22 protein-coding genes are annotated in these 25,321 nt (G+C 58.6%); 10 read left to right on the forward strand and 12 right to left on the reverse strand.

Annotation, left to right across the window (positions count from 1 at the left end):
* Positions 1-83: 83 nt before the first annotated feature.
* The 3 genes from Enr8_RS21100 to Enr8_RS21110 all read right to left on the reverse strand — a co-directional run bounded on the left by Enr8_RS21100 (position 84) and on the right by Enr8_RS21110 (position 3,080).
* On the reverse strand, positions 84-530 hold the full coding sequence (locus Enr8_RS21100; RefSeq protein WP_146435494.1) for a carboxypeptidase-like regulatory domain-containing protein: 447 nt from the start codon (positions 528-530) through the stop codon (positions 84-86).
* 93 nt (positions 531-623) lie between these two features.
* Positions 624-1,667, reverse strand: a complete 1,044-nt coding sequence (locus tag Enr8_RS21105) for a DUF1559 domain-containing protein (protein WP_146435496.1) — start codon at positions 1,665-1,667, stop codon at positions 624-626.
* A gap of 456 nt (positions 1,668-2,123) precedes the next feature.
* Entirely contained in the window at positions 2,124-3,080 is a 957-nt protein-coding gene (locus Enr8_RS21110; protein ID WP_186767778.1) for an NAD-dependent epimerase/dehydratase family protein, read from the reverse strand.
* 107 nt (positions 3,081-3,187) lie between these two features.
* On the opposite strand from Enr8_RS21110, the gene Enr8_RS21115 reads away from it, so the two are divergent.
* Positions 3,188-3,574 carry a VanZ family protein gene (locus tag Enr8_RS21115; protein ID WP_146435500.1) on the forward strand — a complete coding sequence of 129 codons (387 nt, stop codon included), beginning with the start codon at positions 3,188-3,190 and terminating at the stop codon, positions 3,572-3,574.
* A 16-nt stretch (positions 3,575-3,590) separates the two neighbouring features.
* Here Enr8_RS21115 and Enr8_RS21120 read toward each other — a convergent pair whose 3' ends face one another.
* The gene (locus Enr8_RS21120; protein WP_246120189.1) at positions 3,591-4,568 is read right to left on the reverse strand and encodes a UDP-glucuronic acid decarboxylase family protein; all 978 of its coding nucleotides are present in this window, start codon (positions 4,566-4,568) and stop codon (positions 3,591-3,593) included.
* Positions 4,569-4,651: 83 nt separating this feature from the next.
* Between Enr8_RS21120 and Enr8_RS21125 the strand changes: the two genes are divergently transcribed.
* The 4 genes from Enr8_RS21125 (at position 4,652) to Enr8_RS21145 (ending at position 8,404) form a co-directional block, all read left to right on the forward strand.
* Positions 4,652-5,662 carry an endonuclease V gene (locus tag Enr8_RS21125; RefSeq protein ID WP_146435504.1) on the forward strand — a complete coding sequence of 337 codons (1,011 nt, stop codon included), beginning with the start codon at positions 4,652-4,654 and terminating at the stop codon, positions 5,660-5,662.
* Between the two features lie 141 nt (positions 5,663-5,803).
* Positions 5,804-6,550, forward strand: coding sequence for a hypothetical protein (locus Enr8_RS21130; protein ID WP_146435506.1), 747 nt, complete (start codon positions 5,804-5,806; stop codon positions 6,548-6,550).
* A gap of 71 nt (positions 6,551-6,621) precedes the next feature.
* Entirely contained in the window at positions 6,622-7,569 is a 948-nt protein-coding gene (locus Enr8_RS21135; RefSeq protein WP_146435508.1) for a DUF6807 domain-containing protein, read from the forward strand.
* A 637-nt stretch (positions 7,570-8,206) separates the two neighbouring features.
* Entirely contained in the window at positions 8,207-8,404 is a 198-nt protein-coding gene (locus Enr8_RS21145) for a carbon storage regulator (protein ID WP_146435512.1), read from the forward strand.
* 235 nt (positions 8,405-8,639) lie between these two features.
* Here the strand turns inward: Enr8_RS21145 and Enr8_RS21150 are convergent, their stop codons facing one another.
* On the reverse strand, positions 8,640-8,864 hold the full coding sequence (locus Enr8_RS21150; protein WP_146435515.1) for a hypothetical protein: 225 nt from the start codon (positions 8,862-8,864) through the stop codon (positions 8,640-8,642).
* A gap of 561 nt (positions 8,865-9,425) precedes the next feature.
* On the opposite strand from Enr8_RS21150, the gene Enr8_RS21155 reads away from it, so the two are divergent.
* Both Enr8_RS21155 and Enr8_RS21160 read left to right on the forward strand, forming a co-directional pair.
* A complete protein-coding gene (locus Enr8_RS21155) occupies positions 9,426-9,845 on the forward strand; it encodes a secondary thiamine-phosphate synthase enzyme YjbQ (RefSeq protein WP_146435517.1) in 420 nt (139 codons plus the stop codon).
* Positions 9,846-9,991: 146 nt separating this feature from the next.
* On the forward strand, positions 9,992-10,897 hold the full coding sequence (locus tag Enr8_RS21160) for an ADP-ribosylglycohydrolase family protein (RefSeq protein WP_146435519.1): 906 nt from the start codon (positions 9,992-9,994) through the stop codon (positions 10,895-10,897).
* 6 nt (positions 10,898-10,903) lie between these two features.
* Here the strand turns inward: Enr8_RS21160 and Enr8_RS21165 are convergent, their stop codons facing one another.
* From Enr8_RS21165 to Enr8_RS21195, 7 genes are all read right to left on the reverse strand, one after another.
* Positions 10,904-12,121, reverse strand: coding sequence for a right-handed parallel beta-helix repeat-containing protein (locus Enr8_RS21165; protein WP_146435520.1), 1,218 nt, complete (start codon positions 12,119-12,121; stop codon positions 10,904-10,906).
* A gap of 63 nt (positions 12,122-12,184) precedes the next feature.
* Complete coding sequence (locus tag Enr8_RS21170) at positions 12,185-13,258, reverse strand: DNA polymerase III subunit (RefSeq protein ID WP_146435522.1); 1,074 nt, start codon at positions 13,256-13,258, stop codon at positions 12,185-12,187.
* 2 nt (positions 13,259-13,260) lie between these two features.
* A complete protein-coding gene (gene tmk, locus Enr8_RS21175; protein WP_146435524.1) occupies positions 13,261-13,872 on the reverse strand; it encodes a dTMP kinase in 612 nt (203 codons plus the stop codon).
* A 91-nt stretch (positions 13,873-13,963) separates the two neighbouring features.
* On the reverse strand, positions 13,964-14,947 hold the full coding sequence (locus Enr8_RS21180) for a helix-turn-helix transcriptional regulator (RefSeq protein WP_146435526.1): 984 nt from the start codon (positions 14,945-14,947) through the stop codon (positions 13,964-13,966).
* Entirely contained in the window at positions 14,874-17,270 is a 2,397-nt protein-coding gene (locus Enr8_RS21185; RefSeq protein ID WP_146435528.1) for a TolC family protein, read from the reverse strand. The genes Enr8_RS21180 and Enr8_RS21185 overlap by 74 nt, the downstream gene beginning before the upstream one ends.
* A gap of 283 nt (positions 17,271-17,553) precedes the next feature.
* Entirely contained in the window at positions 17,554-18,030 is a 477-nt protein-coding gene (locus tag Enr8_RS21190; RefSeq protein WP_146435530.1) for a hypothetical protein, read from the reverse strand.
* Between the two features lie 47 nt (positions 18,031-18,077).
* On the reverse strand, positions 18,078-20,228 hold the full coding sequence (locus Enr8_RS21195; RefSeq protein ID WP_146435532.1) for a hypothetical protein: 2,151 nt from the start codon (positions 20,226-20,228) through the stop codon (positions 18,078-18,080).
* 335 nt (positions 20,229-20,563) lie between these two features.
* Here Enr8_RS21195 and Enr8_RS21200 point away from each other — a divergent pair, with 335 nt between their 5' ends.
* From Enr8_RS21200 to Enr8_RS21210, 3 genes are all read left to right on the forward strand, one after another.
* Entirely contained in the window at positions 20,564-21,424 is an 861-nt protein-coding gene (locus Enr8_RS21200; protein WP_146435534.1) for a hypothetical protein, read from the forward strand.
* A gap of 191 nt (positions 21,425-21,615) precedes the next feature.
* A complete protein-coding gene (locus Enr8_RS21205; RefSeq protein WP_146435536.1) occupies positions 21,616-24,189 on the forward strand; it encodes a DUF11 domain-containing protein in 2,574 nt (857 codons plus the stop codon).
* 91 nt (positions 24,190-24,280) lie between these two features.
* On the forward strand, positions 24,281-25,162 hold the full coding sequence (locus Enr8_RS21210) for an RAD55 family ATPase (RefSeq protein ID WP_146435538.1): 882 nt from the start codon (positions 24,281-24,283) through the stop codon (positions 25,160-25,162).
* Positions 25,163-25,321: the final 159 nt, after the last annotated feature.

A 25,321-nucleotide genomic window follows, 5' to 3' on the forward strand; every position in this document is an offset into this window, starting at 1 on the left:
CAAATCTCACCCTGTTGGTGAGAAGACCGTTCAAGAGTGGCGGCGGGTTTAGAGTCGCTCGAGGTGATCGATCCGGTAACCCTCTAATCCACCAGATCAATATCGAAGCTGTTGTCTTTGTCCGCGATCACTTCAAACTCGAGCGGCGTGTTGTCAGCCGATTTGTATTTGTTGGGCAACATGTCTCGGTTAACGTAAGCTGGTTCGCCGGCATGCTCGCCATCCTTTTGGATCCCTTGTTGAACGCTGACGAGCTTCCGCACCGAGACTTTGTAGCTGCCTGCCATGGCGCCGTCGCTCGATTCAAACGTTGACATGGCGTACGTCCCATCGGCGCCGGTGGTGGCGTTGGCGACTTTCGCTTCGGAGTTGTTCGGCACAAACTTGACTGCCGCTCCCTCGACAGCTTGGCCTTTGTACGTAACCTTGCCCGTCACAGGGGCCGTGGGTGGATTCTGGTTGCCCCCGCTACATCCGATTGCAAACAGGCAAACAGCCGCCACATGGAACCACACAATGCTCTTCAACATCGCGCTCTCCTCTCGTCGGTGAAATCGCGGAACGAAAAACGTCCGACCAGTTGCGGTCGGACGTTCGCAAAAGAACATAGCCGCTTGGACTTGCTATTGGCTAATTGCTTCGCCGCCATTGCGACTTCCCATCGCTCCCCAAACGCCATAGGGGGAAGCTCCGCCGGTGAAATTGAAGGCAGCTCCCTGGTTGCCGGTGTCGACGGTCTCCGCGACAAAGCGAACCGAACCATCTCCCAGGCTCGTCAGAACGCCGCCCGGGTGCAGGCTGCTGGCGCCAGGCAGTGCATAGCTTCCATCATGGACGTTTCCGCTGTTGCCATCGCCCGTGCAACTGACGCTGTTGGGAGGCGCCGCGGCAAAGAAGCCTGAATAGGGTGATCGTCCGTCGTTCCAGCGCGAATCCTCGATCTGCCCCATCCAGGTTCCGGTAAGTGCTGCGGTGCAATCCGACGGAGAGCTGTCGGCAGCGAGCGTGACTTGGGCAAAGGCGCCTTGATTGGGTCGACCATTGGACGCCATCGAGATCCGCTCGGAAAACGCGATCGTGTTCGACAGGCCATCGGTGACCGAGGCGAAACGCATCTTGTTCTTGGGGGCCTCGGTCGTGCTGCCGCTTCCCTTTTGGAACATACCGCGAGTGCTTTCCATTTCGCCGTCTCGGTCACGGAGTCGATCGCCCAGGCACATGTGGTAATTCCGCCACCCTTTCTGGCTGTTATTGAAAGTCGCCGGCGGCGGCGATGATGGGCACTGGAATCCCGCAAAAGTAAATTGCTGCCAATAAGTCGTGCCAGTCCAGGGCGACGTGCCTAGATCATTTTGGATTTGCTCGTAGGTGTTGTTCTGTTCCAGGAACGGCAACAGAGAAATGAAGCCAGAGCGACGATCATGATTGCCACCGCCAATGTTGCGTAGCACCGGCATGTGCAGGAAGGTGTCGTGGTGATTGTGCAGCGAGAGTCCCAATTGCTTCAGGTTATTGGTGCACTGCATGCGACGAGCAGCTTCGCGCGCTTGTTGAACCGCCGGAAGCAAAAGCGCGATCAAAACGCCTATGATCGCGATGACCACGAGAAGTTCGACCAACGTAAACGCATGACGCCGCGTAGAACCAACTGACGGGGGCTTATGCATGGGTGGGACTCCTGGATAAATAGATAGGCATGGATGGGAAATGCAAACCAAACGACCACTTAGAAGGGGATGGCCTTTTCCCAGGAGGAGGGGTATCTAGGGAGGGCATGTGTCCACAGAACTGGTTTTAGAGGCGATTTGGTTTTACTTAAGTCTAGGTTATCGTTGGACGCATCCAAGTTTGCAAGTGCAAACCGAGCGAAAATGAGTAAAAATTGCAGATGTTTTTAGAAAAAAGATGCGCGCATAGAGGTCTCAGGTCGACTGCGAATTTTTTTCACACAGGGGTTCCGGCTTCCGTACTTGGCAGTCCGTTGATTTTCTCGACGGACTGCGTGATCGCATGGATGCGATCCCAAAATAGCGACGTAAGTCGTTATTTTGCGAGCTGCGAAGAGCTACGCTCTGAGCCTAGCGAGGTTGAAAAATGCCACGAGGGCATTTTTCAACAGGCAGTTAGTCATACCACGACTTGAACCACTCGACATATTCCCGAATCCCAGCTTCGATCGGCACCTGCGGGTGATAGTTGAGCAGGCGTTTCGCCTTGTCGAGATTGGCGAACGTGACCGGCAGGTCTTCGGGACGCTTTGGCAGTTTCTGGATGTTCGCCTTCTTGCCGAACGCTTCTTCCAACAGTGCGATCAGGCCCCGCATTTCGATCGGGTCGCTGTGCCCCAGGTTGATCGTTTCGCCGATGACATTTTCGGCGGAGAGAGCCGAGATCAGCCCGTCGCAGATATCGCTAACATGGGTGAAGTCGCGGCGGATCGAGCCGTCGCCAAACAGCGGAATCGTGGCGCCGGTATGGATCGCCTTGGCGAAGATCGTCAGCGCCAGATCAGGCCGCAGTCGCGGACCATACACGCTGAACGGCCGGAGGCAAACGACCGGCGTATCGTGCAGTTCGGCGTAACACAAACCAAGCAGTTCTGCGGCTCGCTTGGTCGCGCCATACGGACTGGCCGGTACGCCATGATGCGCGTCTTCCTGAAAGGGGATCGCAGCGCCCCGGCCATAGACGGTCGAGCTGGAGGCGAGCAGGAACCGCTTCACTGGGTGGCGGCGGACCGCTTCCAGCAGATTGAGGGTTCCACCCACATTGGTTTGTTGATAAACGTGCGGTTCGGCGACGCTGACCCGCACTCCCGCGTAGGCGCCCAGATGAACGACCGAATCAATTTGGTGCGTGGTGAAGAGCTCCTCGACCGCAGCCACGTCGCAAAAGTCGGCCTCGATTTGCGTCACGCGGGGCTCATCCATGAACCGGGCCGCGTTGGCCCGCTTGAGCGCGGGATCATAATAGTCATTAAAATTGTCAATGCTGATCAGATCGTCGCTCGAATGGGCGAGCAAGCGTTCGATCAAATGACTGCCGATAAATCCAGCTCCGCCGGTGATTAGAATCGCCACGTCTGCTTTCGCTCCACGAGTTTGGACTACAATGGTGGCTCGCCGGCGGACTAGATAGGCGTCCGTTTGGCCGAGTCATTTTTCTTCACACTTCGTTTGTTAACTGCATGAATCGCCTGATCGCCGCCCGTTGGTACATCCTGGCCGGAGTGCTCTGGCTTTCTGCATTCGTCGCGACCCATTGGCCCGGTGACCGACTACCAGCGTTAGCCCAAGGTTGGGGGCACTGGGATAAGGTTGTGCATTTTCTGATGTTTCTGGTGCTCGGGCTCGTCCTGTCGGCGATTGCGGGGCGAATCAACAAGTTCGCCCCGTTACTGGTCTGGCCGATTCTCGCGGCGTACGGTTTGTTGGACGAAGCGACCCAGACGTTTGTGCCGGGCCGAAGTTGCGATGGTCTCGACTGGATGACCGACTGCGGCGGGGCCGCTGTCGGCGTCGGCATCTACCTGATCGTTTCGTACTATCTCAATCCCGAGCCGGCCGACGCCTAGTCGCGGCCGTTTAGCGTTAGTCGTGATTCGGCGTGGGCGGACGATAGTGCGACATGTCGATGTTGCGGAAATAGTCGATCGTCGCCTTCAGCCCTTCTTCTAATTCGACTTTGGGCTCCCAGCCAAGCTTCGCTTTGGCCAGGCTGATGTTGGGCTGACGCTGCAGCGGATCATCTTCGGGCAACGGCTTATTGATGAACGTCGACTTGGCGCCGGTATGCTTCACTACCAATTCGGCTAACTGGCGAATGGTGAACTCATGCGGATTGCCAATGTTGACCGGTCCGATGAATTCCGGTTCGCTGTTCATCATCCGAATCATCGCCTCGACGAGATCGTCGCGATAGCAGAACGAGCGGGTCTGGCTGCCGTCGCCGTACAGTGTAATCGGTTCGCCGGCGATCGCCTGGCGGATGAAGTTGGACACCACGCGGCCATCGTACGGATGCATTCGCGGTCCGTACGTATTGAAGATCCGGACGATCTTGATATCGACCTTGTTCGAGCGGTGATAGTCCATGAACAGCGTCTCGGCGACCCGCTTGCCTTCGTCATAGCAGGCCCGCGGTCCGATCGGATTGACGTTGCCGCGATAGTCCTCGGTCTGCGGATGGACGACCGGATCGCCATAGACTTCGCTGGTCGACGCTTGCAGCACCCGCGCCCGGCAGCGTTTCGCCATCCCCAGTACATTGATCGCCCCCATCACCGACGTCTTGGTCGTCTTAATGGGGTTGTATTGGTAGTGGCCCGGCGCGGCGGGACAAGCCAGGTTGTAAATCTCGTCAACTTCCAACCAGATCGGCATCGTGATATCGTGCCGGATGAACTCGAAGTTGTGAAAGTCGAGGAGCCGCTCGATGTTCGCCTTCTGACTAGTAAAGAAGTTGTCGAGACAGATAACGTCGTGTCCCGCATCGACAAGACGCTCGCAGAGGTGGGACCCGAGAAACCCGGCGCCTCCGGTCACAAGGATTCGCTTCAGTTGCGACACGCGGATTTCTCCTGGCTTAGCTGGCAGTGCATGTAGAAAAGTCTCTCCTCAGATTATCGAAATCCGCCGTTTGGTAACAAGCCATGCCTGACTTTTCGACGCTCGAAAGGGAGTTTCTAGCTCGACTTCCTGACATGCGACAGCATTTGGAGGAGCGAATCGCCCAAATCCCACACGGAAAAGTGGCGAAATACGGGCAAATCGCCGTTTCGATGGGGGATCGACTAGCCAGCCGCTGGATTGGCGAGCAATTGCTGCATGGCCCTGCGGCGCAGTTGGAAGGCGCCCATCGCGTCGTCCGAGCCGGCGGCAAGTTAGGTCTCTATCACACCGGCGAACCGGCCGACAAGGCGCGATTGCTCCAGTCGGAGGGAGTCGCTGTCGACGGCGACAACGTGAACCTGGCCAAATATGAATTCTGCGATTTTTCTGGGGCAGCGCCGTTGGTTGACCTCCGCGATTGGCAACAAGCGTTGGCCGCCAAGAATCGGTTGAGCGAGTTGCCTGACGAGCCAGCGCTGATCGCTGGACTCGACGTTTCGTACGACGGCGAAGAGGGCGTCGTCGCTTACGTCGTATTCGACTATACGACGCGCGAGTTGGTTTGGTCGCAGACGAATCGGCTGCCGGTTCGCTTTCCTTATATTACGTCTTACCTTTCGTATCGCGAATTGGCGTTCCACTTGTCGGTGCTGGCGATAGCGCAGCGGGCCAACCGACTAGCCGACGTGTTGCTAGTAGACGGCAGCGGCGTGTTGCACCCCCGCCGCGCTGGCATCGCCAGTATGTTGTCGGCGCTGACCGGGATGCCGACGATCGGCGTTACCAAGAAGCATCTGTGCGGATCGTATGCGGCCAGCGATCTCTCGGCCGACCACTTTTGCGACTTGACGATCTCCGGCGATGCGGGAACCTCGAAGTTGGGCGCAGCGATTTTGCCGACCCGCAAGACGAAGCGTCCGATCTTTGTCTCGCCAGGCGGATTGATTGACTTCGACCAGGCGGAAGCGATCGTCGCGCACTTCATGGTCGGCAAACGCTTGCCAACACCGATCGGCGCTGCCGATCGATTGAGTCGCGACGCGATCGGTTAGCCGCGATAGCTCTGCTATCGCGGCTAACTGGCGGTTGCGTTTCTGGAATCGGTCTGGACGCACTGCGCTTAGTTTCGGTACTCTTCGCCACGAAATTTCCGGACCGAGCAAATCGCACTTCCGTCAACCGAGGAAGGATCTATGTTGCGTCATTGGCTAGCAGTGGTCGTTTGCATCCTGATCTCCGGCACGCTTTCCGCGGCCGATTTTCAGGTCACCAATACGATCTTCGTTGACAACCAGATGCAGCCGTTCGCCGCGACGCAGACCATCTTCAAAGAGAACGTGGTCTACGACTATACGTTGGGCCCCAATGGTCAGGCGATGATCATTGACTTTGACGCCAACCTGGTGACGCTGCTCGATCCGGTCCGTAAGCGTCAACTCTCGCTCGATATTCGCAAGATCATCGAGCTGTCGACCTTTATGCGGACCAACGCCGATTTCAACACGCCGCTTCTGCAGTTCTCCAGCAAACCGAGCTTCCAGCGCCAGGTCGAACCGCAGAACAATCGGGCCGTCTTCACGGGAAACCCGGTCAGCTACGACCTGACGACGCAGCCGATTGAAGATAAGCGAATCGTGCAAGACTATGCCCGATTCTGCGATTGGTCGGCCGACGTCAACTTTACCTGTTCGGCGGGCCTGCCGTCGCAAGCCCGGAAAGAGATCAACGGCTTTTTCAGTGAGCACAACGTCTTGCCGGTCGAAATTCGCCGCGTCATTCGCAATGCGAACCCGGGAAAGAACCAGACGGTCCGCAGCGAACACGCTTACCGCTGGAATCTCAGCCAAAACGACCTGGTGACGGTCCAGCGGTTACGGGCTCAGCAGGCCCAGTTCCAGAAAGTCGCTCCAGAGCAGTGGATCGCCGACCAGGCAAAGTAGCGTGGCGACTGGCGAGCGGTTAGGATAGACGGCAGTTAGTTGCTATCCCGCCTTCCTAGGAATTGCCCGCCATGCCCCGTTGTCTCTCTGCGCTGGCCTTGCTAGCTGCGACACTTTGCTCGTATTCCGTCTCTGCGGCCGACATCACGGTTACCGAAACGCCGGATGGCGCCGACGTCAAAATCGACGGCGCACTGTTTACCCGCTATCTAAAGAAATCAGGCGCTAAGCCGATCTTGTACCCAATCATCGGCCCGGCCGAGATGGCGATGACCCGCAACTACCCGATGACCGAGGCGGGGCCGGACGAAAAGAGCGACCATATCCACCATCGTTCGTTCTGGTTTACCCATGGCGAGGTGAACGACTCCGATTTCTGGGCCGAGGCTGGCGACAAGCTCGGGACGATTGAGCACCAGTCGTTCAAGAAGCTGGCCGGGGGCGAAGAAGGAGAAATCGTCGCTGATAGCGTCTGGGTCGACCGCCACGGCAAGAAGATCTTGAAGGACGAGCGAACCTACAAGTTTGGCGTCTTGGGCGACGCTCGTTATATCGATCTTGACGTTACCCTGACGGCGACCGACGCTCCGGTCAAGTTTGGCGACACCAAGGAAGGCTCGTTCGGCATTCGCGTCGCCGGCACGATGAAGATCGAATCGAAAAAGGGAGGCGAGATCGTCAACAGCCAAGGCGATAAAGACCTGAAAGCGTGGGGCAAGCAAGCTCCCTGGGTCGACTATCATGGACCGGTTGGCGACAAGACCGGCGGCGTAGCGATTCTCGAACATCCGAGCAGTTTCCGGGCGCCGACTTATTGGCACGTGCGGACCTACGGTTTGTTCGCCGCCAACCCGTTTGGCGTCCACGACTTCGAAGGGGACAAGTCGCTCGACGGCTCGTATACCCTGTCGCCGGGCGAGTCGATCACCTTCTCGTATCGGGTCCTGTTGCACCGTGGCGATGAGAAAGACGCTGACGTTGCTGGCGCTTTTGAGAGCTATCAAGCGACGAAAAAGTAGCGAAAACTGCTTATAAAATCGAACTGACGCTCAAGCTCTACGGGAGAGATCTCGTAGAGCTTTTGCTTGCGCGGAAGAACATCAAAAAACATGCAAACTACCCAGTCTTACTCGTAAAAAATCACCTCCTAGTCTGCCGATAGTTACCTGTACGACCAAGCCTCTCAATCATCCCGGTCATCGCAGTCTGCGTATTTGCGCGGCGGTGACCTCGCTAGGAGTTGACATACCCTATGAGTAATTCGTTCCCGTGTTTTACGCGTTTGGAACAGCTCCGTCAGTACGTCTATGAAATGCTTTGCCAACAGGAACATTTAGAACCCGGCGTTTTCCCGATGACCGAACGCGTGCTCGTCCGCTCTGGCGATCCTTGCGGAATCTATTTCTGCTTGCATGGACCGCGAAGCGTCAAATGCACGGCCATTTGGGAAACCGAGACGAACTCGATCTTGTTCTATGGGGCTAGCGGCGAGCGATTCCTAAGAACCCAACTGACGGCGGCGCCCGCGCTTCAGAATGCTGCTTAAAAACCAGGGCGTAAAGTCAACGCAAATGGAATTGCTTGACAGTCGCCAAAAAGTTCTCAAACTATACATCTGATCACATAATCACCTGACACCTAAGAAGGCTCTCGATAATGTTGGTACTTTCGCGCAAGGAAGGCGAACGACTTAAGCTTGGCGACTCGATCGTTATCACCGTAGTAAAAGTGGCGGGAGACAAAGTCCGCCTAGGGATCGAAGCTCCGCCGAATGTGCTGGTGCTGCGGGACGAATTGGAACTGCACGAGCAAGACTCGGAATCGGCCGCTCCGGCGGCCCAGGAAGCGGCGTAGTAATCGCCGATGGCGTTCAATGATCCGACGAGTCGTATTTGACTCGTCAGGTCCATAAGAGGCACGCTGGCGATGACTGGCAACGGAGTCTCGCCCAGCAGTGGTAGGCAGGGGGCAGCGCGGCGAAAGCCAGCTTGCGGTTAAGACGGCGCGCGTCGTTTCGAACCGCGCAAAAAGAAAGGGCGCCGACAAATTCTGGCGCCCCTACGTTACAGGTTGTTCGCTCTGCCCGCATTTACTCGCGGGGGCGAATCGCTCCGGTCAAACCAGAGTAATCACAGCGATCATCTTGGTGCCACAGCGGCAGGCCAAGCTCAACGCGACGGCGCAAGATCTCAATCTTTTCAGCCGATCCGGCCGGGGCGGTGGTCGCCGAGAAATCTTCCGAAGCGTCCGGGACGAAATCTTCGTCGTGGCCATACTTCAGGATCGCGTCGAAAACGTTACGAATTTTCTGCATCGAACTAACTCTTCCTCCAAACGGCATGGGGCCTCGCCTTCCTCACATCTAAAGGCGAGCGGCGTTTGCGCGCACGGCGAACGCAACTTATCACTAACTCGGCAATTCGCGGCGTTCGCTTCATATCCGGTCGAGCGATTCCGCAGAAAATACGCCATCTCACTTGAACGGCGTACTACTTCGTCACCTGAGAGCACTTCCGTGAGTAGGCGATTGGCGCCAGGGACGCCTCGAAGGAGCGTTACATTATTTACGCACACGGGGCAGTGTCAATAGAATTTGTGGAAGGCTCGGCTACCCGCAGATTCGCACCTAAGTTTTGACTTTTCAAACACTTCCGTTTCACGCGCAGAACCAACAACCCGAGATGCCCCCCTTGTGTCGGAGACGACCATTGGCATTCCCTTCACGCCGTCTTTACGGAAATAAAACTCACCTACTGGCGGATTTTCGCTTGCGGGAAATCTATCGATCAGGCGCTCTTCAAAAGATCCGCAAGCGATGCCGGCGCCCAACGAAGCTAGCAAAAAAACTTGATTTATGACCCTTAGGATCGACCCAATGCCTTGGACTCAACGGACAATTACGCTGCCGGCGATGCCGCGCGGTTTTCATCTCGTCACGCGCCACGTCACCGAAGCCCTGCCACAGCTCCGTTCGCTGAAGGTGGGACTGCTGCACGTCTTTATCCAGCACACGTCGGCCTCGCTGTCGATCAACGAAAACGCCGATCCCGATGTCCGGGTCGATCTGGAGATGGCCTTCTCCAAGATTGTCCCCGAGAGCTTTCCCTATGTTCACACGATGGAAGGGCCTGACGACATGCCGGCCCATATCAAAGCGGCGATGCTGGGCAGTAGCGTCTCGATCCCGGTTAGCGGCGGTCGGCTGGCGCTAGGAACCTGGCAGGGAATCTATCTTTGCGAGCACCGCAATCATGGGGGAGGCCGGCGGCTGGTGCTGACGTTGCAAGGGGAATAAAGTCGAGCTGGGCCTAAATCGGCAAGATTTGGCCGATCTGGCGGCGTTCTTGTCGACGCTGGAAGAGGCGAAACTGCGGATTCGCCCGCGGGAATTGCTAGGTTTGCATCCGGCGCCGTAAGTCATTCGCGCTACGAGATTCGATTATGGACCAGAAAACGCGTGCCGATCGAATCTTGGGTTGCCTGATGGGCGGGGCGATTGGCGACGCGCTGGGAGCGGCTTTTGAAAATCAGCCGACGGTTTCTCGAGGAGTGCCGTTTCCTCTTGGCTGTGAAGACTCGCTCTACGTCACGGACGATACGCAACTGACATTGGCGACCTGCGAGGGGATCGCGCTAGCGGGGCGCATCGATGCCGAGGCGATCGCTCAAAGATTCGTCGTTTGGTTCCGCGAACGACGAATCTCGGGAATCGGCGCCAGCACGCTGAAGGCGATCACGGAATTAGCGGCGGGCGCACATTGGGCATTGGCTGGCGCAAGCGGCGAACGCTCGGCCGGCAACGGCGCTGCCATGCGGGTCGCGCCGCTGGCGTTCTTTTTAGATCCGACCGACGACATCGATCGGCGAACGCTGCATGACCTTTGCCGGATCACGCACCGTAACGAGGAAGCGTACTGCGGCGCGTTGGCGATTGTCACCGCCGTCCGCATGGCGGCGGAAGGAGCAGTGCTCCAACAAGAATTGCTGCCGCGCCTCGTCAACTTGCTGCCAGACTCGCTGACGCGCGATCGGCTGGAGTCTGCCTTAACCGAAAAACTCACGCTTTTTCAAGCAGCCAAGAAATTCGGAACGTCAGGCCATGTCGCCGCCTCGGTGCCGCTTGCGATACTTCACGCGATCGAAGGACATCGCGACGTCGCTTCCCTGATGGGCTTTGTCACTGGGGTGGGCGGAGATACCGATACGATTGGCTCGATGGCAGGGCAGATTTTGGGCGCATCACTTGGCGCCGCCAAGATGAAGTTCGACGAATCGCTATTCGAGCAAATCGATTTAGCGCCGGAAGTCAAAGAAGCGGCTCGAAATCTCGCTGCGATTCCAGCTTAGAAATCCCTACTCAAACGCCCCCAATCCCTGCAGATCACTATCGGGCTTCAGCCGCATGAAGTCGATCTGCGGCAGGTCGCCTTCCGTCGTGCGCGGGCGCATCAGTTCTTTCCAGTCGAGGCTGACGAAGTCATTCTCGTTGACCGTCACGCCTGGGCGAGTCCAAGAGTTATCGGTCTCGTTCTCGGGCGGAACGGCATACGCTTTTGTGACTGAACCGCGGTAGGCCAGATTGCCGTGCAGCACTTCCTTGTCGCCGGGGATGTCTTCGCTCATGTCCGGGCGACGCTCCAGCATATTGAAATTCCCCCCACCGTTGCGATAGGCGGAATTGCGCGTCCAAATGGCGGCTTGGCCGGGATGGTGATTGGCGTAGAAGCCCTTGGCGCCATTGAAGGCAGCGATGCAATAGCGGACTTCATGAACCGGCAGCGGCTCGGGTGTTTTTGTTTTCGGGTCCGCTCCAAAGCCTCCGATTTTAAAGCCGTTACTGTCTCCGCCAGCTCGATGATTGAACGCCCAGCAGTGATCGAACAAGTTGGCGCCGGGCGAAAAAATCGCATCAAAGCCATCGTCACTGTTGTTCCAAGCGCGGCAGTAGTAGAACTGGACGCCATTGCCATGGGCGCCGAAGCCATCGATGTTGCCGATCGAGTTCGGGTGGCGGCTGACGTTATCGTAGGCGTCGCACCGGGTTGCCGATCCACGGCTTTTTTCGGTCCAATAAAAACCGATTGCTGCGTTTCCGCTCGCGACGCAGTCATATAAATGAGCGACCGCGCGGGAGCCTGCGATGCGGAAACATTCCGATTGTTTTTGCTCGCCCACCGGCGTGCCGGTAACGTGGATCCCTTTGAGCGTGATATTGGTTCCGGTCACCAAGAATCCGGTAACGCGGCGATTAGTCGGGACGGCGGAGAAATCGAAGACCGGCGTTTCGCCCTCGTAGGCGACGTAGCTGATGTCGCTCTTGTGCAGATGATTGGCGACGTTGTACCAGCGAACCCGCAGTGGTTCGGCGAAATTGTTGTACGTGCCGCCGCGGATGTAGACCGTATCGCCTGCCGCGGCAAGCTCTTGTCCCTTCATTACCGTCGCCAGCGGCGCTTCGAGCGTGCCGGCATTGGCGTCGTCTCCATCCGGGGCGACATGCCAATCGGCCGCTGGGGCGATATTTGCCAGGGCGAGGAAGCCAAGAACGACAGCAAGACGAAACAACTTCATGGCGTGCGGTGGGAATAGTGGGGCAGGGGGTCGCAACAGAAATGCGACTATTTCCACTATAGCCTACGGCGCCGCTGGCACATAACCTAACCGCCCAGCCGCGGCCAGGTCGTCGAGCCAAGCGTCGACCAACGTCGCCAGGTTGGCGTTCGATTCAACTTCCTGTTCCGCTTCGACGCAGCGGGCCAAGCAGGCGGCTGCGGCGTCAGGTCCGGCGGTAAATCGGCCGACGGCCCGCTCAACCTGCTTCTGCAGGACGTCGTCCCCCGCGATCGGGCGACCGCAGAGGGCCCGCATCAGTTGCTCGTAGAACTCGGCGGCAAACTGCATCACTAGAATCAGCCGAGCACGCCTTGGGGGCGCCTCTTTGCCCGCTCGGTCGACAAACTCGGCCGTTTCCTTCGCCAGCATCACGCTGGGGAAGTCAGGCACGGCCAACCGCGGCAGAAAGGCGGCGCGAAACTCTCGCAGTTCTGGATCGGCGACCTGCATCGCCCGCTCAAGACTGCCATGTCCCAGTTCCGCGAGTACCCGGGCTTCGTCCAGGTCGGTCACCGCGCCTTGTTCAACCAACAACGTTGCGATCACGTCGTTGGGCAGGGGAGAGAAGCGGATGATTTGTGAACGCGAGCGAATCGTCGGCAACTGACGCTGCAAACTGGTCGAAAGCAAGATCATCACCGACTTCGGCGGCGGCTCTTCGAGCGTCTTCAGCAAACAGTTGGCGCCTTCCACATTCAGATAGTCGGCGTCGTCGATAATCGCCACCTTCCGGCCGCCGCGATAAGGTCGAAGCGTGATGTCGTGGCACAGCCCTTCGCGCATCCGGTTTTGGCCTTCGCCGATCAGCAGTTCGACCGGGATGCGGGTGCGGTTGGCAGGACGCTCGACCAGGATCAGATCGGGGTGCGAGTGAGCCCGGACCTGCACGCAGCTTTCGCACTGACCGCAAGGATCGAGACTGGTGGCGCCGTTTCGTTCGCAGAGGAGCGCTTCGGCCAGCTTCAGGGCGAATTTTCGCTTGCCGACCGCCGGCGGTCCGACAAAGAGAAACGTACTGGCGAGACGCTCGCGCGCGACCGCTGTACGAAACTTCTCCAGGACGGCATCGTGACCTTGGATTTGGTCCCAACTCATCGCTAGGCTTGCTGCTCCATCACCGCCAGGGCGATGCTGCGAATCTCGGACTGGATCTCCTCGACCGATTGGCTAGCGTCGATCACATGCACGTTGTCGAACTTCTTCGCTTCGGTCAGAAAAGCTTCGCGGACGCGATCGAAGTATTCCCCGCCACGGCTCTCGACGCGATCGAGCGTGCGATCCAGCCGCGAGAGGGCGACCTTGGTCGGGATGTCGAGCAGGAACGTTGCGTCGGGCATCAAGCCGCCGGTAGCGGCCATGCCGACGCTGCGAATTGTTTCGACGTCGACGCCAGCGCCATAACCTTGATAGGCGATATTGGCGATCAGATAGCGATCGCAGATGACGGTGGCGCCTGACTCGACCGCGGGGCGAATTTTTTCGGCCACTAGCTGCGAGCGAGCGGTCATGTACATCAGCATTTCGCTGATCGGCGCGATATCGAGGTCGCTCTTGCTGAGCAATACCGTTCGCAGACGCTCGCCCAACGCCGTGCTGCCGGGATCGCGACACGCGACGATCTTGACGCCTTGCATCTCTAGCCAGGCCGTGAGCAGCGTTTGCTGCGTCGACTTGCCGACTCCATCCAGTCCGTCGAATACGAAAAACATAAGTGGCTCACCTGGCGCGACAGAAACGCGCCTATTTTACGCGGGAAGGGGGGAATCGTATAGCCGGTCGATTGGAGGCAAATCGGCGTTGTTAAGCTTCGCCCGCGATGGGGTATTTATTGACGATCGCCTTCGCGTGTCCGACGACAATTTGTTGCATCTCCGGGGGCGAGAGGACGGTCGCTTGTTCTCCGTATCCCAAGATCCACCACGACATTTCTCGCAAGCCGGAGACGGTAACGCGAAAGTCGATCGAGCCGTCGTCGTTCCAACTCACCTGTTGCGTTTTGTGCCACTGCACTTCGGCGACGTTCGAGGCGACCAGTTTATGAAAGCGAACGACCACCTCCTGGTCGGGGCCCTCTTCCGGGATCATATGCCAGGCGCTGCGGAGATATCGCTCGACTCGAAATCCGCTGGGGATTTTGAACTCATCTTCCAGCGTCTCCAGCGACTGAATCCGGCCCACTTTGAAGGTCCGCGTCGAGCGATGGAGCGACGAGCGGCCGATCACGTACCAGCTGTGGCGACTGAAGAGAAGCTTGTACGGCGAAAGCTTGGTGCCGATCTCGCCGTCGTCAAATAAACTCTTGTAGCGGATCCGCACCGAGCGGCGATGGCCGACCGCGTCGACCAGTTGCTGGTAAACTTCTTCCGCCTCTTCCGGCTGCGGAGAATGGTTGAGCTTGATCTCGACGGCGCCAGAGACGCGGCGCAGCCGCGTCTTCAACCGGGCGGGCAAGCTGTTCTCTAGCTTGGTCGCCGCTTTGCGGGCGCTGGAGTAATACGGCAAGCCGGCGCCGTCTCCCAGTTCGCTGCAGAGGACCATCACAGAGAGCGCCTCTTCCGCGTTCAGGTTGGTCGGGCTTAAGAAGTAGGTATCAGGAATGTGATACCGCTGCGTCTCAGAATCGAATGCGAGGGGCACGCTGGCCCCTCGCAAAGTATCCAAATCTCGGAAGATCGTCCGGCGGCTGACGCCACATTCGATCGCTAACGAATCAACGTTTTGGGGACGTCCACTTTGTAGCAGCCCGAGAAGTTGCAGCAGGCGTTGGATTCGCGACAGGTTCATGATTGGCGGAGGTGCTCGTCTTGGTGGCGGTCGGCGTCGATCGAACGTTCATGTCCTTCATCGTTTCCGACAGTCCCAGTTTATTAAAATCGAGCTTCGCTTGCGAATTGTTGGCGACCCGCTTCGTGGCGACCGGTTGCGTCTTGCCGGCCGGAGCCTGATGCGAGACGCGGGCGACTTTCGTTTCGTTCTGCGGGATCGGCTTCAAGCTGACCGGGCGAATCGTCGACTGCTCGGCGGCGACTTGCTGTCGCTTCGCGGCCGGCGCCATCGCTTGGGTGTCGAGCGGGCCGATGACCGGGGTCGGCTCGGCAGCCGGAGTCGGCACTTCCTCGAAGTACGGTTGGCCGGGGAGCGGGGCTTCTTCCCACTGGATCCCTTCTTCGCCGCCGTACATCCCTTCCGGAACCGGGCCGCGGCTGATGACGGCCGGGCGAGTGTAGCCGTAGTTCATGTAGTGGCTGGCCGCACGGCGACGAGCATGACCCTTGGCGTCGAAGTAAGCCTTGTCAGGCCACGGGCCTTCCGCCAGGAAGATGCCGTTGTACTCCAGCAGCGTTCCCTTGCGAAGTTGGACGTCTTTGATCGCGATATTGTATTCGACCAGCGACTGGAAGTAAGCGATCTGGGCTTCGCTGCGACGACGCTGAGCTTCGAGCAGCAGGTCCAAGGTGACCGTCCCGGCGTCGTAGGCGGCTTGCACCGAGTCGACTTCTTTGTCGGCGGCAATCAAGCGGTTCAGGTTCGATTGAACCAGGTTGTAGTTCGAGTCAAGGTCGCGGACCGCGTCGGTCAGCAAGTGCGACACTTCCAGTTCCATGTCTTCTAGGACCGCCTTTTCGCGAGCGATGCGGAGCTGAGCGTTGCGAACCCCAGCCAGTTCCTGGCGGAAACCGATCGGCATGCTGTATTGGGCGCCCAAGGTCCATTCCTGGTAGTTGCCCCCGGTCAGTTCCGACCAGGCGGTCGAGCCGACGGCCGGGAAGTCAGGCGTGTTGCTGTTGCCGGAGATCAACTTGTCGCCCACACCGAGGAACCGGTAGAGGCCGACCACGTCGAGTTGCGGCAGCAGTTGGTTACGAGCGGCGATCATTTCGATCTCACGCTGTTTCAGGCGCCAGCGTTGACGGCGGAGTTCGGCCGACAGGACGATCGCTTCTTCGTGAATCTGGAACCAGTCGAACTTCACCCAGGCGTCGCTCGGTTCCGACGAAGGTCGAATCAGGCGGCCGTCGTTGGCGGCGATGCCCATGAAGTAGCGAAGTTGGTTTTCGGCTTTGTACAAGTCGCGAAGAGCGGCTTGGGTGCGAGCCCGGAATTCGTAGTACTGTTGGCGAGCCTGAGCTTCTTTCTCCGATTCGCCCCCTTCGGCGCCCTTTTGCATCAGGGTGAAGATGCGACGCCAGGTGACCAGGGCGCTGTCGCGGCCGGTCTTGGCCGCTTCCAGGTTGTGGTAGGAGAAGTAGAGCTGCCAGTACGATTCTTCGACATCGCTGACCAGGTTGCGAACGTTGGTCTCGAAGTCGGCCAGGCTGACGTCCTCTCGGACGCGAGCCAGCATCACGTTGACGCGATTGACCTGCACGCCGCTACCGCGAAGCAACGGATGACGAGCTTCGAGTTCGATATTGGCTTGCCAGTCGCTCGGCAGCGGACGGGTCAGCGGGCTACGATTGTTCCATTCGTATTGATAGTTGTTCCGCAAAAACCAGGTCGTGCCGGTCGCCGACTTCTTCGTCAACTCGATGGCGCTGGTTCCCAGGTTCTGCTCAAACACCGACGGGAAGAGGGTGTTGGAGGAGAAGTTTTGCGGGCGATCGTTGTTTTGGTAGTTAGCCGTCATGTTGAGCTGCGCGTCGAACTCCGACAGGGCGCCTTCCACACCCAGCGTCGGATCGGTCTCGACGATCGACGGATCATAGATCGTCGGCATCGCATCGTTGCGCGTGATCAAACTGGTCGGGATCGCCTGGCTGGTCAACGTGGTGCCGGGGATGACCCGGAAGACCGCGTTGCCGCCGGCCGTACGCAGGACCTTGCTGTTCTTCAGCGACATCTGGACTGCGTCCTCGAGCGAGAGTTCCCAGATCTGATCCTTCTCTAGCGTGAAGGGATCCGAGAGGGTGAACGGCTCTGCGGCGTTCTCCACCTCAGCCAGACTCGGCTCACACACGTCCGGATATTCGATATCGGTCGCATGATCGAGGTAGGTAGAGAGATCGTTTCTCTCGGTGAAGTAGAAAGGCTGCGTCGGGTGACAACCAGTCAGGGCCGAAGCGCCGATCAAAATGATCGCCCAAAACTTCGCGGTGTGCCGGCTCATGGAATTCCGTTTCCTGATTGAGCCGTACTAGAACGCTGGGCGTTTGTTTCGGCTCGGGAAGGTAATCAGTACGTTTGTTGGGCGCAAGATCACTACGGATTTTGCGCCAACGAATGCACTGGATTCCCCCCCGGGACCGATCGCCCGCACTTGGTGCCGAGCAGCCGTAATCCAGCATGGAAGAGTTATCGGCCGGCCTAACCAGCAAACTTTGGCGAATCCCTAAAATCGTCAAAGTTTTCCACGGCGGCCGCTAGCCCAGCATGGCTAGCGGTGAGAATTCCTAGAGATACATGCCCACGAAGCCGTCCGACTCGTCGCTTTCTTCTTGGAGCTTTTGGATCCGCTGCTCGGTGGCGGATAGATCGCCGGCTGCGATGTAGCGATCAAACTCGACCAGGACAGCCCGCGAGACGGTCGAAGCGAACCACTCGACGATTGGTTCCGACAGCCACGAGCAGGTTTCCCGCGTCAGCGTGGCGTTCAGGTCGGTTCGCACCGCCTTGGTGTCGTCGGCGCTGGTCATCACCGTTCCCTCGAAGGCGAACTCGAGCATTCCGTCCGTCTCGTGGTTGAGCAGGTGGAACACGCACTTGGCGTTGTAGAGATAGAACGTATTGAGCGTGCCGTGCTTTTCCAGAGCCTGCTTCAGGTTCAGGCAGTGCTTCTGGTACTTCGGCGAGGCGTCGAGCGGGATGTCGAGCCGACCAATCGACCGAAGCGGCAAACAATCAAATTCAATCTCTACCCAGCGCTGCATGTGCGTGCTCGATGAAAATAGAAGCGGCGTGGCGAATAAAGCGAGCTCTATTCTACAGGTTTCGCGCTGCTAGCGAGATCCTGGCCTGCCGATTTCTCGTCAGGCATGACCCAGCCGATCGTCGCCCAACCCTCATCAACCACCAAGTCTTCCAAATTCAGCGGACCGGCGCCTTCCCAGCGTCCCTGCAATTTCAACCCTTCGCCCACAATTTCGGGCTCGAACAGGGCCGAAAACTTCTTGTGCAGGAAAGTCTTGAACGTGATCAGGCGGAAGCCCTGGCGTTCTTTCCCGATAAACTCGACCAATACGTCGCCATCGCGGGTCAGTTTGGCGCCTTTTTCTCCTCGCTCGACCGTGTAGGCGGCGCTGATTTTGACGATATCGTTAAATTCGGTATCGCCGCGGGTAAATTGACGCCCGCGAATGGCGATCTCGACGCGATCCTTGGCGAATCGGACTTCGACCGGACGCTGGTAATCAAAGGTGATCGACCAGGGGTCCTTATCCGGCGTGATTTGCAGTTCTTCCGGAATCTCCGTTCCCCGTTCTTTCAGCATTTTCACCATCTTCACATCGGTCAGCTTTAGACCGCCCACCAGCACTTCGGCGATGTTGGTTGGCATCGATTCGTGCACCTGGACGGCGATGTCGGCCGATTTCGGCGAAGGGACCGGCGGAGCCGTCGGCGCCGCTAGCTGGAAGCGGTTCGCCTTCAGCATGATGACGTTGAGCGCGTCCGAAGTCGAAGCGATGTTGAAGAACTCAGGGAACTCACCGCGACTGTCGAGCGGCTGGCGAACTTCCTTCTTCAGCCGAGTATTAGCGTCTTTGAGTAGATCGACCGTTTGCTCGTCCAGGCGGCGGGCGACGCGCTGTTCGGCATGTCGCGAACCAATCGCTTCGGCCTGGGACTTCTGGTTATAAGCCTTCTGCGTGCCGATGCGACGAACCAGCGCCGAGCCAGCGTTGATCGAGTTGAAGGTGGAGTTGGTATCGCAGATGGCGGTTGCCGGCAATCCGCGGACCCCATCCGGATCGATCAGCAGCGTCTTGGTCCCGTACACCGAAGTGACGCCGGTCGAGTGAACGGTGACCGGACCGTTGTAGCCCATGTTGTTGGAGGTCGTGACGGCGTTGAGCACCAATTGCAGCTTGGCATTCGACAGACTGGGAACCAAGTCAGCCGTTAGATCGCCGACGGTTCGCCCCGTCCCATGAATCGACGTTCCCAGAATATTGTCGCGGACAGGCGCCACGTCATTGACCTTGCGATCGATGCCATAACCAACGAAACGTTCCGAGACCGCCACGAACAGGTTGGGCCGATTCAGCGACTTGCGTGCTTCAGCAATCAAACCCGGTATTTGCCCAGCTTGCGCAAACCACCCGAGTTGAGCCCCGATTGCGGCGGCGTCATCTGGATTCGGCGTTTCCTGATACTTCTTCAGGTTCTCCGACAGCAGGCCGAGCTGCATCTCGTACATTTCTTTCAGTTGCATCGTGGTGGCGAAGAATTGCAGGTCGATGTAGCGACGCAGCCCCTTGCGAACGGCGGCGAACCGAGGGTATTCGAGCCCTTTGACCCCGGAGTTGAAGCGGAGATAGCAGCGCTCCAGCGCCGCCAGATCGGGATCGTCGGCGGCGAGCTGCTCGGTCATGTCGTCCCAGTGGAGATAGTTCTTCCAGCCATCTTCGGTCGCTTTACCAGAGTTGTGGATGAACGACTCGAGCTTGGCGATCGCCGCTTCCAGTTGCTTCTTCGCGGCGGCGGCCTGCTCGGGCGTGACCGGCTTGAATTGTTCCTGGGCGCCAGCGATTTCATCCGCGACCGATTCTTGCTCGGTCGGGAACTGCTCGATCCATTTTGCTAATTTTGTTCGTACCGAAACAAATTGCGGCAATTCGAGGCCTTCCGCATCTCCTTCATATTTCGCCAAAATTTCTTTGAGCGTCTCTAGCGAGGCATATTCCCCTAATTGGGTCTGCGAGTAGAGTTCATTGGTATCGAGATACTTCCGCCAGCCTTGGCCGTTCTTTCCTTCGCCCAACCACTGAAGCAGGTCGCGCTGTGCGGCGAATACTTGCTGTGGGGCATCATCTTGCCCCAACGCGATGTCTGCGGCGGAAATGCCAAGCGTTATCGCCAGAAGAGCTACTAATCGACTTGTATAACTAGCCGCCGTGCTGAGAAACATGGATGGTCCTTCTAGAGCAAGCGAGAGGGGGTGCAGGTCGCCGCATTGGTTCTAGACTTGATATCACGAATAGCACCGGAAAGCCACTAGGTTTTCCTAATCGTTACGCATTGAACCACACACAATTCCCATTTATCCTATTCTTCGGAATGCATGCACATCGACTTTTCTTCCTGTTGTGCGTCGTCCACCTTATCTAGGGCATGGCGGCCTTGTTACCCGATTGACTGGCACAATCGGCACGCGCTATTCTGGACCTCTTACGTAGCTCATGAATTCGGCAGAATCGTTCTATTCTGCACATGCTGTTACACATCACCCCCGGGGCAAAGTAGATGCTGAAACGAACCCTCCTAGCCATCGTTGCATTGGTCGCGATCATCTCCCTCACGCATACCGCACAGGCTGACTCGCTGTATTGGTATGACGACTACTCGACGGCCGTCCGCACCGCGATCAATGATAACCGAATGCTGCTGATTTACTTCCGCGGAGAAGACGAAGCGAAGCATGAGGAATTCCAGCAGGTCATGGCCGATCCTCAAGTCGCCGAACTGGCCGGCAACTATATCTTGGCCGAGCTGCCGTTGAACGCGACCGTCGGCAGCGGCGAGAAACAAACCAAGCTCCTCTCGCATGGCGCCTTTCAGCATATGGATGGCAAGCCGGGCGTGGCGATCCTCGATTTCGTCGACGACACTGACGAAAACTACAGCTATGTCGTCAGCCAATTCCAGTTCCGCGACAATCGCGTTCGCAGCGTTCATCAGATGCGGACGATCTTGTCGCTGCCGCGCGGCTCGCTGACCCAGCGCACCTTGATCTACGCCGTTCGCATGCATCCCGAAGCTCCCCGCAGCACCAACGGAGTCTTTCGTCGACTGCTAGCGGTGGCGACGCTGCAGCACAGTCGGTTGCAGGCTCGCATGCAGTTGCAGGGGCATCATTCGTGGGAATCGCGGTTCCATCAGCTCAGCGGCCAATTGCCTGGCCACATGTTGCCGACCGAAGTTTGCGCTGAAAGCTGGCCTGGTCAGAACCTGGAAGACGCCGCGATCGAATGCGTTCGCAGCTGGCGTCACTCGTCGGGTCACTGGTCCGCCGTCAGCGCCGACAATACTTATTACGGTTATGACATGAAGCGCGGTAATAACGGCATCTGGTACGCCACCGGAATCTTCGCCAAGAACCGCTAGTCGGGCCAATTGCCCCTACCGCCGGCACATCTATTGCAGCCGGCGCTAGAACGTTGTTTTTTTGCCACATGCGGCGTTGAAAAAACGCCGCATGTGTCGTTTTCGCATGCTAGGTTTGCCTAGCCCGCATTCTTTCTGTGCGCGGCGGCAATCCAATTCGGCGGCCATGACAGCCCAAACCGAGTAGTAGCATGCGTTCGTTTCATCCTGACAACTCGAGACGCCTGATCGCGATCAGTTTGCTCCTTTCCCTGGTGGGAAGCGGCTGCTCGTCGATCCGCGTGCCGTCCATCGATCCGACGGGCCGGCGCGTCTTTGATTGCGATCAATCGACCACGCTGTTCGCCCCGTCCGATTGCATGCCGAAACCGGCCTACGCCGCGCCCCCAGCGCCGGCGCCTTGTGCCGCGAGCGGCGCAGTCGCCACGACGCCGTTGCCCAAACCGCCCAAGGGAGTCGTTGAGCCGGAGAAGTCGCTCAGTCTGTCGCCATCGCGGATCGTCGCGCCGGTCGGAACCGAAGTGGTGCTGGTCGCGGGCCTCAATGGCGAAGAATGCTGTCTGCATGAAGGAGGCCGCCCGATCAAATGGATGATTTCGCAAGATAGCGTCGGCCATTTCTCGGAAGTCGGCGGTCGCGATACGACGACGCGCTTCGTCTCCTTAGGCGGCGAACAAGGAATCGTCAGCCCGACCTATGCGATTGGGCGAACGCAACTTTTCGACCAGACCATTGATCGTGGTACCGAAATCCCCGGCGACGACGTCCGCGTGCTCCGCGGGCAAAACTGGATCAGCGTCAGCTCTTCCTCGCCAGGCACGAGCCGCGTGACGGCCCTAGCCGATAAACTGAAAAACTGGCCTGCTCGTCAGCGCACCGCGACGGTCGAATGGATCGACGCGCAGTGGCAGATTCCGGCCTCCGCGTTCCAGCGAGCCGGCGAACGCGCGTTCCTGACGACGACGGTCACGACCCAAACGACGCAGTCGCCGCTCCATTCCTGGATCGTCAAATACGAAATCATCGACGGCGCCGCTGCTGGGTTTATGGTTAACGGCGTGATGTCGTCGACTCCGGCAGTCGAAGTGACGACCGACTCCAACGGTCGCGCCACGGCCGAGATCGTCCCGGCCACGCGTGATCAGCCGGGTGTCGCCCGGGTGCGGGTCACGGTCATTCGTCCTGACAACGCCAACTATGGCACGACCGAACGGTTGACGTTGGCCACGCAAGACGCGACGGTCACCTGGAGCGCCGCCCAGCTAACCGCCGAAATCGCCGGTCCGGCGGTCGCCGAGATCGACTCGACCGCCACGTACGACCTAGTGATCTCGAACCAGGGGGATGTGCCGGCCACGAATGTCGTCGCCTTCATTCCGCTTCCCGGCGGTATGCAGTATGCCCAAAGTAGCGTTCCGGCCACGCAACGGGGCAACGATGTCGAGTGGAGCCTGGGCACGATTGAGGCTCGCGGCTATCGACGGATTCAGATGGTCTGCGCCGTCCAAGGCGCCGGCAACCACCAGCTTTGTCTCTCGGTTTCGGGAGATGGAGAGTTGCGGCACCGCAGCTGTGCGAACACGCAGGTTGCCTCGAACAATATCTCGGTCCAGGTCAACGGTCCGCAGCAAATCATCAACGGGTCGGAATTTGACACGATCATCACCATTCGCAACAACGGGACCGCCCCGCTGACCAATCTGGTCCTGCGAGACGAGTTCTCGACCGGGCTACAGCACATCAGCGGCGCCGGCAACATGATCGCCACCAATCCGATTTCGGTCGCTCCTGGCGAGACGATCAACGAAACGCTAACCTTCCAGGCGGTCGCCAATGGTCGCCAATGCCACCGCATCTCGGTCACGGCCGATGGCGAAGCTCCGGTGCTGCGGGAAGCCTGCGTTGACGTCGTTCCGCCTGCAGCTCAGCCGAATTACGACCTGTCGTTTATCGCGACCAATCCCAACTCTCCCGGTCAGCCGATCCAGGCGATCGCCCAGGGAGATGACGTGTTGTTCCTGATGCGACTGCAAAATATCAGCAGCGTACAGCTGCGAGCCGTGCAGATTGCAATCAACTACGACGCCAACTTTGAAGGCTTGTCGGCCACGCAGTACGGTAATAGTGACGAACTGCGAACCGTCAAATGGCAATACAACGAGGGAATCGCCCCGGGCGCCAGTGCTGAGCTTCGCGTCTTGTGCAAGGCGACCGAACTGGCCAACGCGGCCTGTGCTCGCGTTACCGTCAGTGCAAGCGATCTGCAGCCGCAAACGTTGCAAGCTTGCGTCCAGATCGCCCAGCCGCGCAGTGCTCCGCCCGAGCAGCCGCCGGCCGTTAATCCGAACAATGGCAACGCCGGCAATCAGCCGATGGCGCAACCGGGCCAGCTGTCGGTGAAGATCGCCTCGCTGCAGGGTGACGTTCGCGTCGGCGGCGCCATCACCTATGTGATGACGGTCAAGAACGAATCGGCCACCGAAGACAGTAACGTGCAAATCATGCTTCGCTTGCCGCCTGGTTTGAAGAACGCGCAGGTCGCGTCCCGCGATGGAACCAACTTTGGGGCTCCGCGAATCAGCCCCGACGGCAGCAACGTGGCCATTCCGCCAATCAACTACTTGAGAGCCGGAGCGACGCTGGAGTTTGAGGTACAAGCCACTGCCGTCGCCGCAGGCCCGCAAACGATCATCGCCGAGGCGACCAGCGCCCGGTCGAGCCAGCTGGCCACTGCCCAGGAAACGACCAACGCCTACCCGCAGTAAGCGGCGTCGAAAGCAGGGGCGATTGACCCGGCGGCAGGCACTTTTCAGAATCGGGGGTAGTTTCTTCCCTGACATCTGATGACGAAAGCAAGTGATGCAGCGACAAACGACCGGCGTGCCAGGCCTCGACGAGCTATTGGGAGGCGGCCTCGTGCCGGGGACGTTGACGGTAATCGTCGGCGCGACCGGGATTGGCAAAACGCAATTCGGCGTTCACTTCGCCCATGCCGGCGTCCAGCAAGAGGAACGCAGCGGCGTCTTCTTTGACATGAGCTCCCGCGGCGATTCGCAAAACCACGCCGCTTATGCGCAGCGGATGGTCGACTGGAAGCTGCAACGCTGCGATTCGCAGGCCAAGCCGAACCTGGACGACTTCTTCTCCAAGGATGTCGACTATGGCAACTTCCTGCATGTCTTTGACTACATCGGTAAGCGAGTCACCAAGCGGGATCTCGACTGGGACGAGTGGCACGAGTGGCAAGGAGAGCTGAACGAAAAGCTGGCGACGACGATTGGCTTTTTGTACGGCAATCTCTGTCGCGGGTCCCGGCGAATTGTGATCGACGGGATTGAGCCGGTCGATACGCCGAGCGAATCGATCCAGTTCAACCTATTTGAATACGTCTATCACCAGATCGTCCGAAAAGACCCGATGTGGGTTGCCCGCGATCTGTTTCGGCAGAAGTTTCGCGAGCATGCCGAAGAGGCGGAGCGGCACAACTATGACCCGGCCGAAGTCGGCTGCGTGCTGCTGCAGACGTCGAAGGAAGCGATGCTCGACGACTTGATCTCGCGCCCGCTTGACGAGGGAGATATCCTCTCCGGGGCCAATACGATCATCTACCTCGGCAAGTTTATGGACGGCCGCAAGCTACGCCGGGCGATGTACGTGCCCAAGCACCGCGGAAGCGCCGTGACCGACGAGATTGTGCCCTACACGATTGATGACGCCGGGCTGCACTTTGAGGCGTAGCGCTGCTACCTAGGTGCCGTTGCCACGAAGACGTGGCAACGGCACCTAGAAGCTGGCGGATCGAGATGTTCCGCCAAGCTCAAACCGGATGGTTAGGCATCTTGTCGCGGACGCGACCCAACCAGTCTGCTGCAGACTGACCGGGCCACCCGGTGTTTT

Origin of the sequence: Blastopirellula retiformator (assembly GCF_007859755.1) — a bacterium.
Lineage (GTDB): Bacteria > Planctomycetota > Planctomycetia > Pirellulales > Pirellulaceae > Blastopirellula > Blastopirellula retiformator.

Excerpts from the sequence above, each read along its gene's own strand:
- Enr8_RS21170 (WP_146435522.1), bottom strand. The coding sequence starts at position 13,258 with ATGAGTTGGGACCAAATCCAAGGTCACGATGCCGTCCTGGAGAAGTTT.
- Enr8_RS21195 (WP_146435532.1), bottom strand. The coding sequence starts at position 20,228 with ATGTTTCTCAGCACGGCGGCTAGTTATACAAGTCGATTAGTAGCTCTT.
- Enr8_RS21190 (WP_146435530.1), bottom strand. The coding sequence starts at position 18,030 with ATGCAGCGCTGGGTAGAGATTGAATTTGATTGTTTGCCGCTTCGGTCG.
- Enr8_RS21115 (WP_146435500.1), top strand. The coding sequence starts at position 3,188 with ATGAATCGCCTGATCGCCGCCCGTTGGTACATCCTGGCCGGAGTGCTC.
- Enr8_RS21145 (WP_146435512.1), top strand. The coding sequence starts at position 8,207 with ATGTTGGTACTTTCGCGCAAGGAAGGCGAACGACTTAAGCTTGGCGAC.
- Enr8_RS21160 (WP_146435519.1), top strand. The coding sequence starts at position 9,992 with ATGGACCAGAAAACGCGTGCCGATCGAATCTTGGGTTGCCTGATGGGC.
- tmk (WP_146435524.1), bottom strand. The coding sequence starts at position 13,872 with ATGTTTTTCGTATTCGACGGACTGGATGGAGTCGGCAAGTCGACGCAG.
- Enr8_RS21125 (WP_146435504.1), top strand. The coding sequence starts at position 4,652 with ATGCCTGACTTTTCGACGCTCGAAAGGGAGTTTCTAGCTCGACTTCCT.
- Enr8_RS21200 (WP_146435534.1), top strand. The coding sequence starts at position 20,564 with ATGCTGAAACGAACCCTCCTAGCCATCGTTGCATTGGTCGCGATCATC.
- Enr8_RS21165 (WP_146435520.1), bottom strand. The coding sequence starts at position 12,121 with ATGAAGTTGTTTCGTCTTGCTGTCGTTCTTGGCTTCCTCGCCCTGGCA.
- Enr8_RS21155 (WP_146435517.1), top strand. The coding sequence starts at position 9,426 with ATGCCTTGGACTCAACGGACAATTACGCTGCCGGCGATGCCGCGCGGT.
- Enr8_RS21180 (WP_146435526.1), bottom strand. The coding sequence starts at position 14,947 with ATGAACCTGTCGCGAATCCAACGCCTGCTGCAACTTCTCGGGCTGCTA.
- Enr8_RS21205 (WP_146435536.1), top strand. The coding sequence starts at position 21,616 with ATGCGTTCGTTTCATCCTGACAACTCGAGACGCCTGATCGCGATCAGT.
- Enr8_RS21130 (WP_146435506.1), top strand. The coding sequence starts at position 5,804 with ATGTTGCGTCATTGGCTAGCAGTGGTCGTTTGCATCCTGATCTCCGGC.
- Enr8_RS21105 (WP_146435496.1), bottom strand. The coding sequence starts at position 1,667 with ATGCATAAGCCCCCGTCAGTTGGTTCTACGCGGCGTCATGCGTTTACG.
- Enr8_RS21100 (WP_146435494.1), bottom strand. The coding sequence starts at position 530 with ATGTTGAAGAGCATTGTGTGGTTCCATGTGGCGGCTGTTTGCCTGTTT.
- Enr8_RS21185 (WP_146435528.1), bottom strand. The coding sequence starts at position 17,270 with ATGAGCCGGCACACCGCGAAGTTTTGGGCGATCATTTTGATCGGCGCT.
- Enr8_RS21150 (WP_146435515.1), bottom strand. The coding sequence starts at position 8,864 with ATGCAGAAAATTCGTAACGTTTTCGACGCGATCCTGAAGTATGGCCAC.
- Enr8_RS21135 (WP_146435508.1), top strand. The coding sequence starts at position 6,622 with ATGCCCCGTTGTCTCTCTGCGCTGGCCTTGCTAGCTGCGACACTTTGC.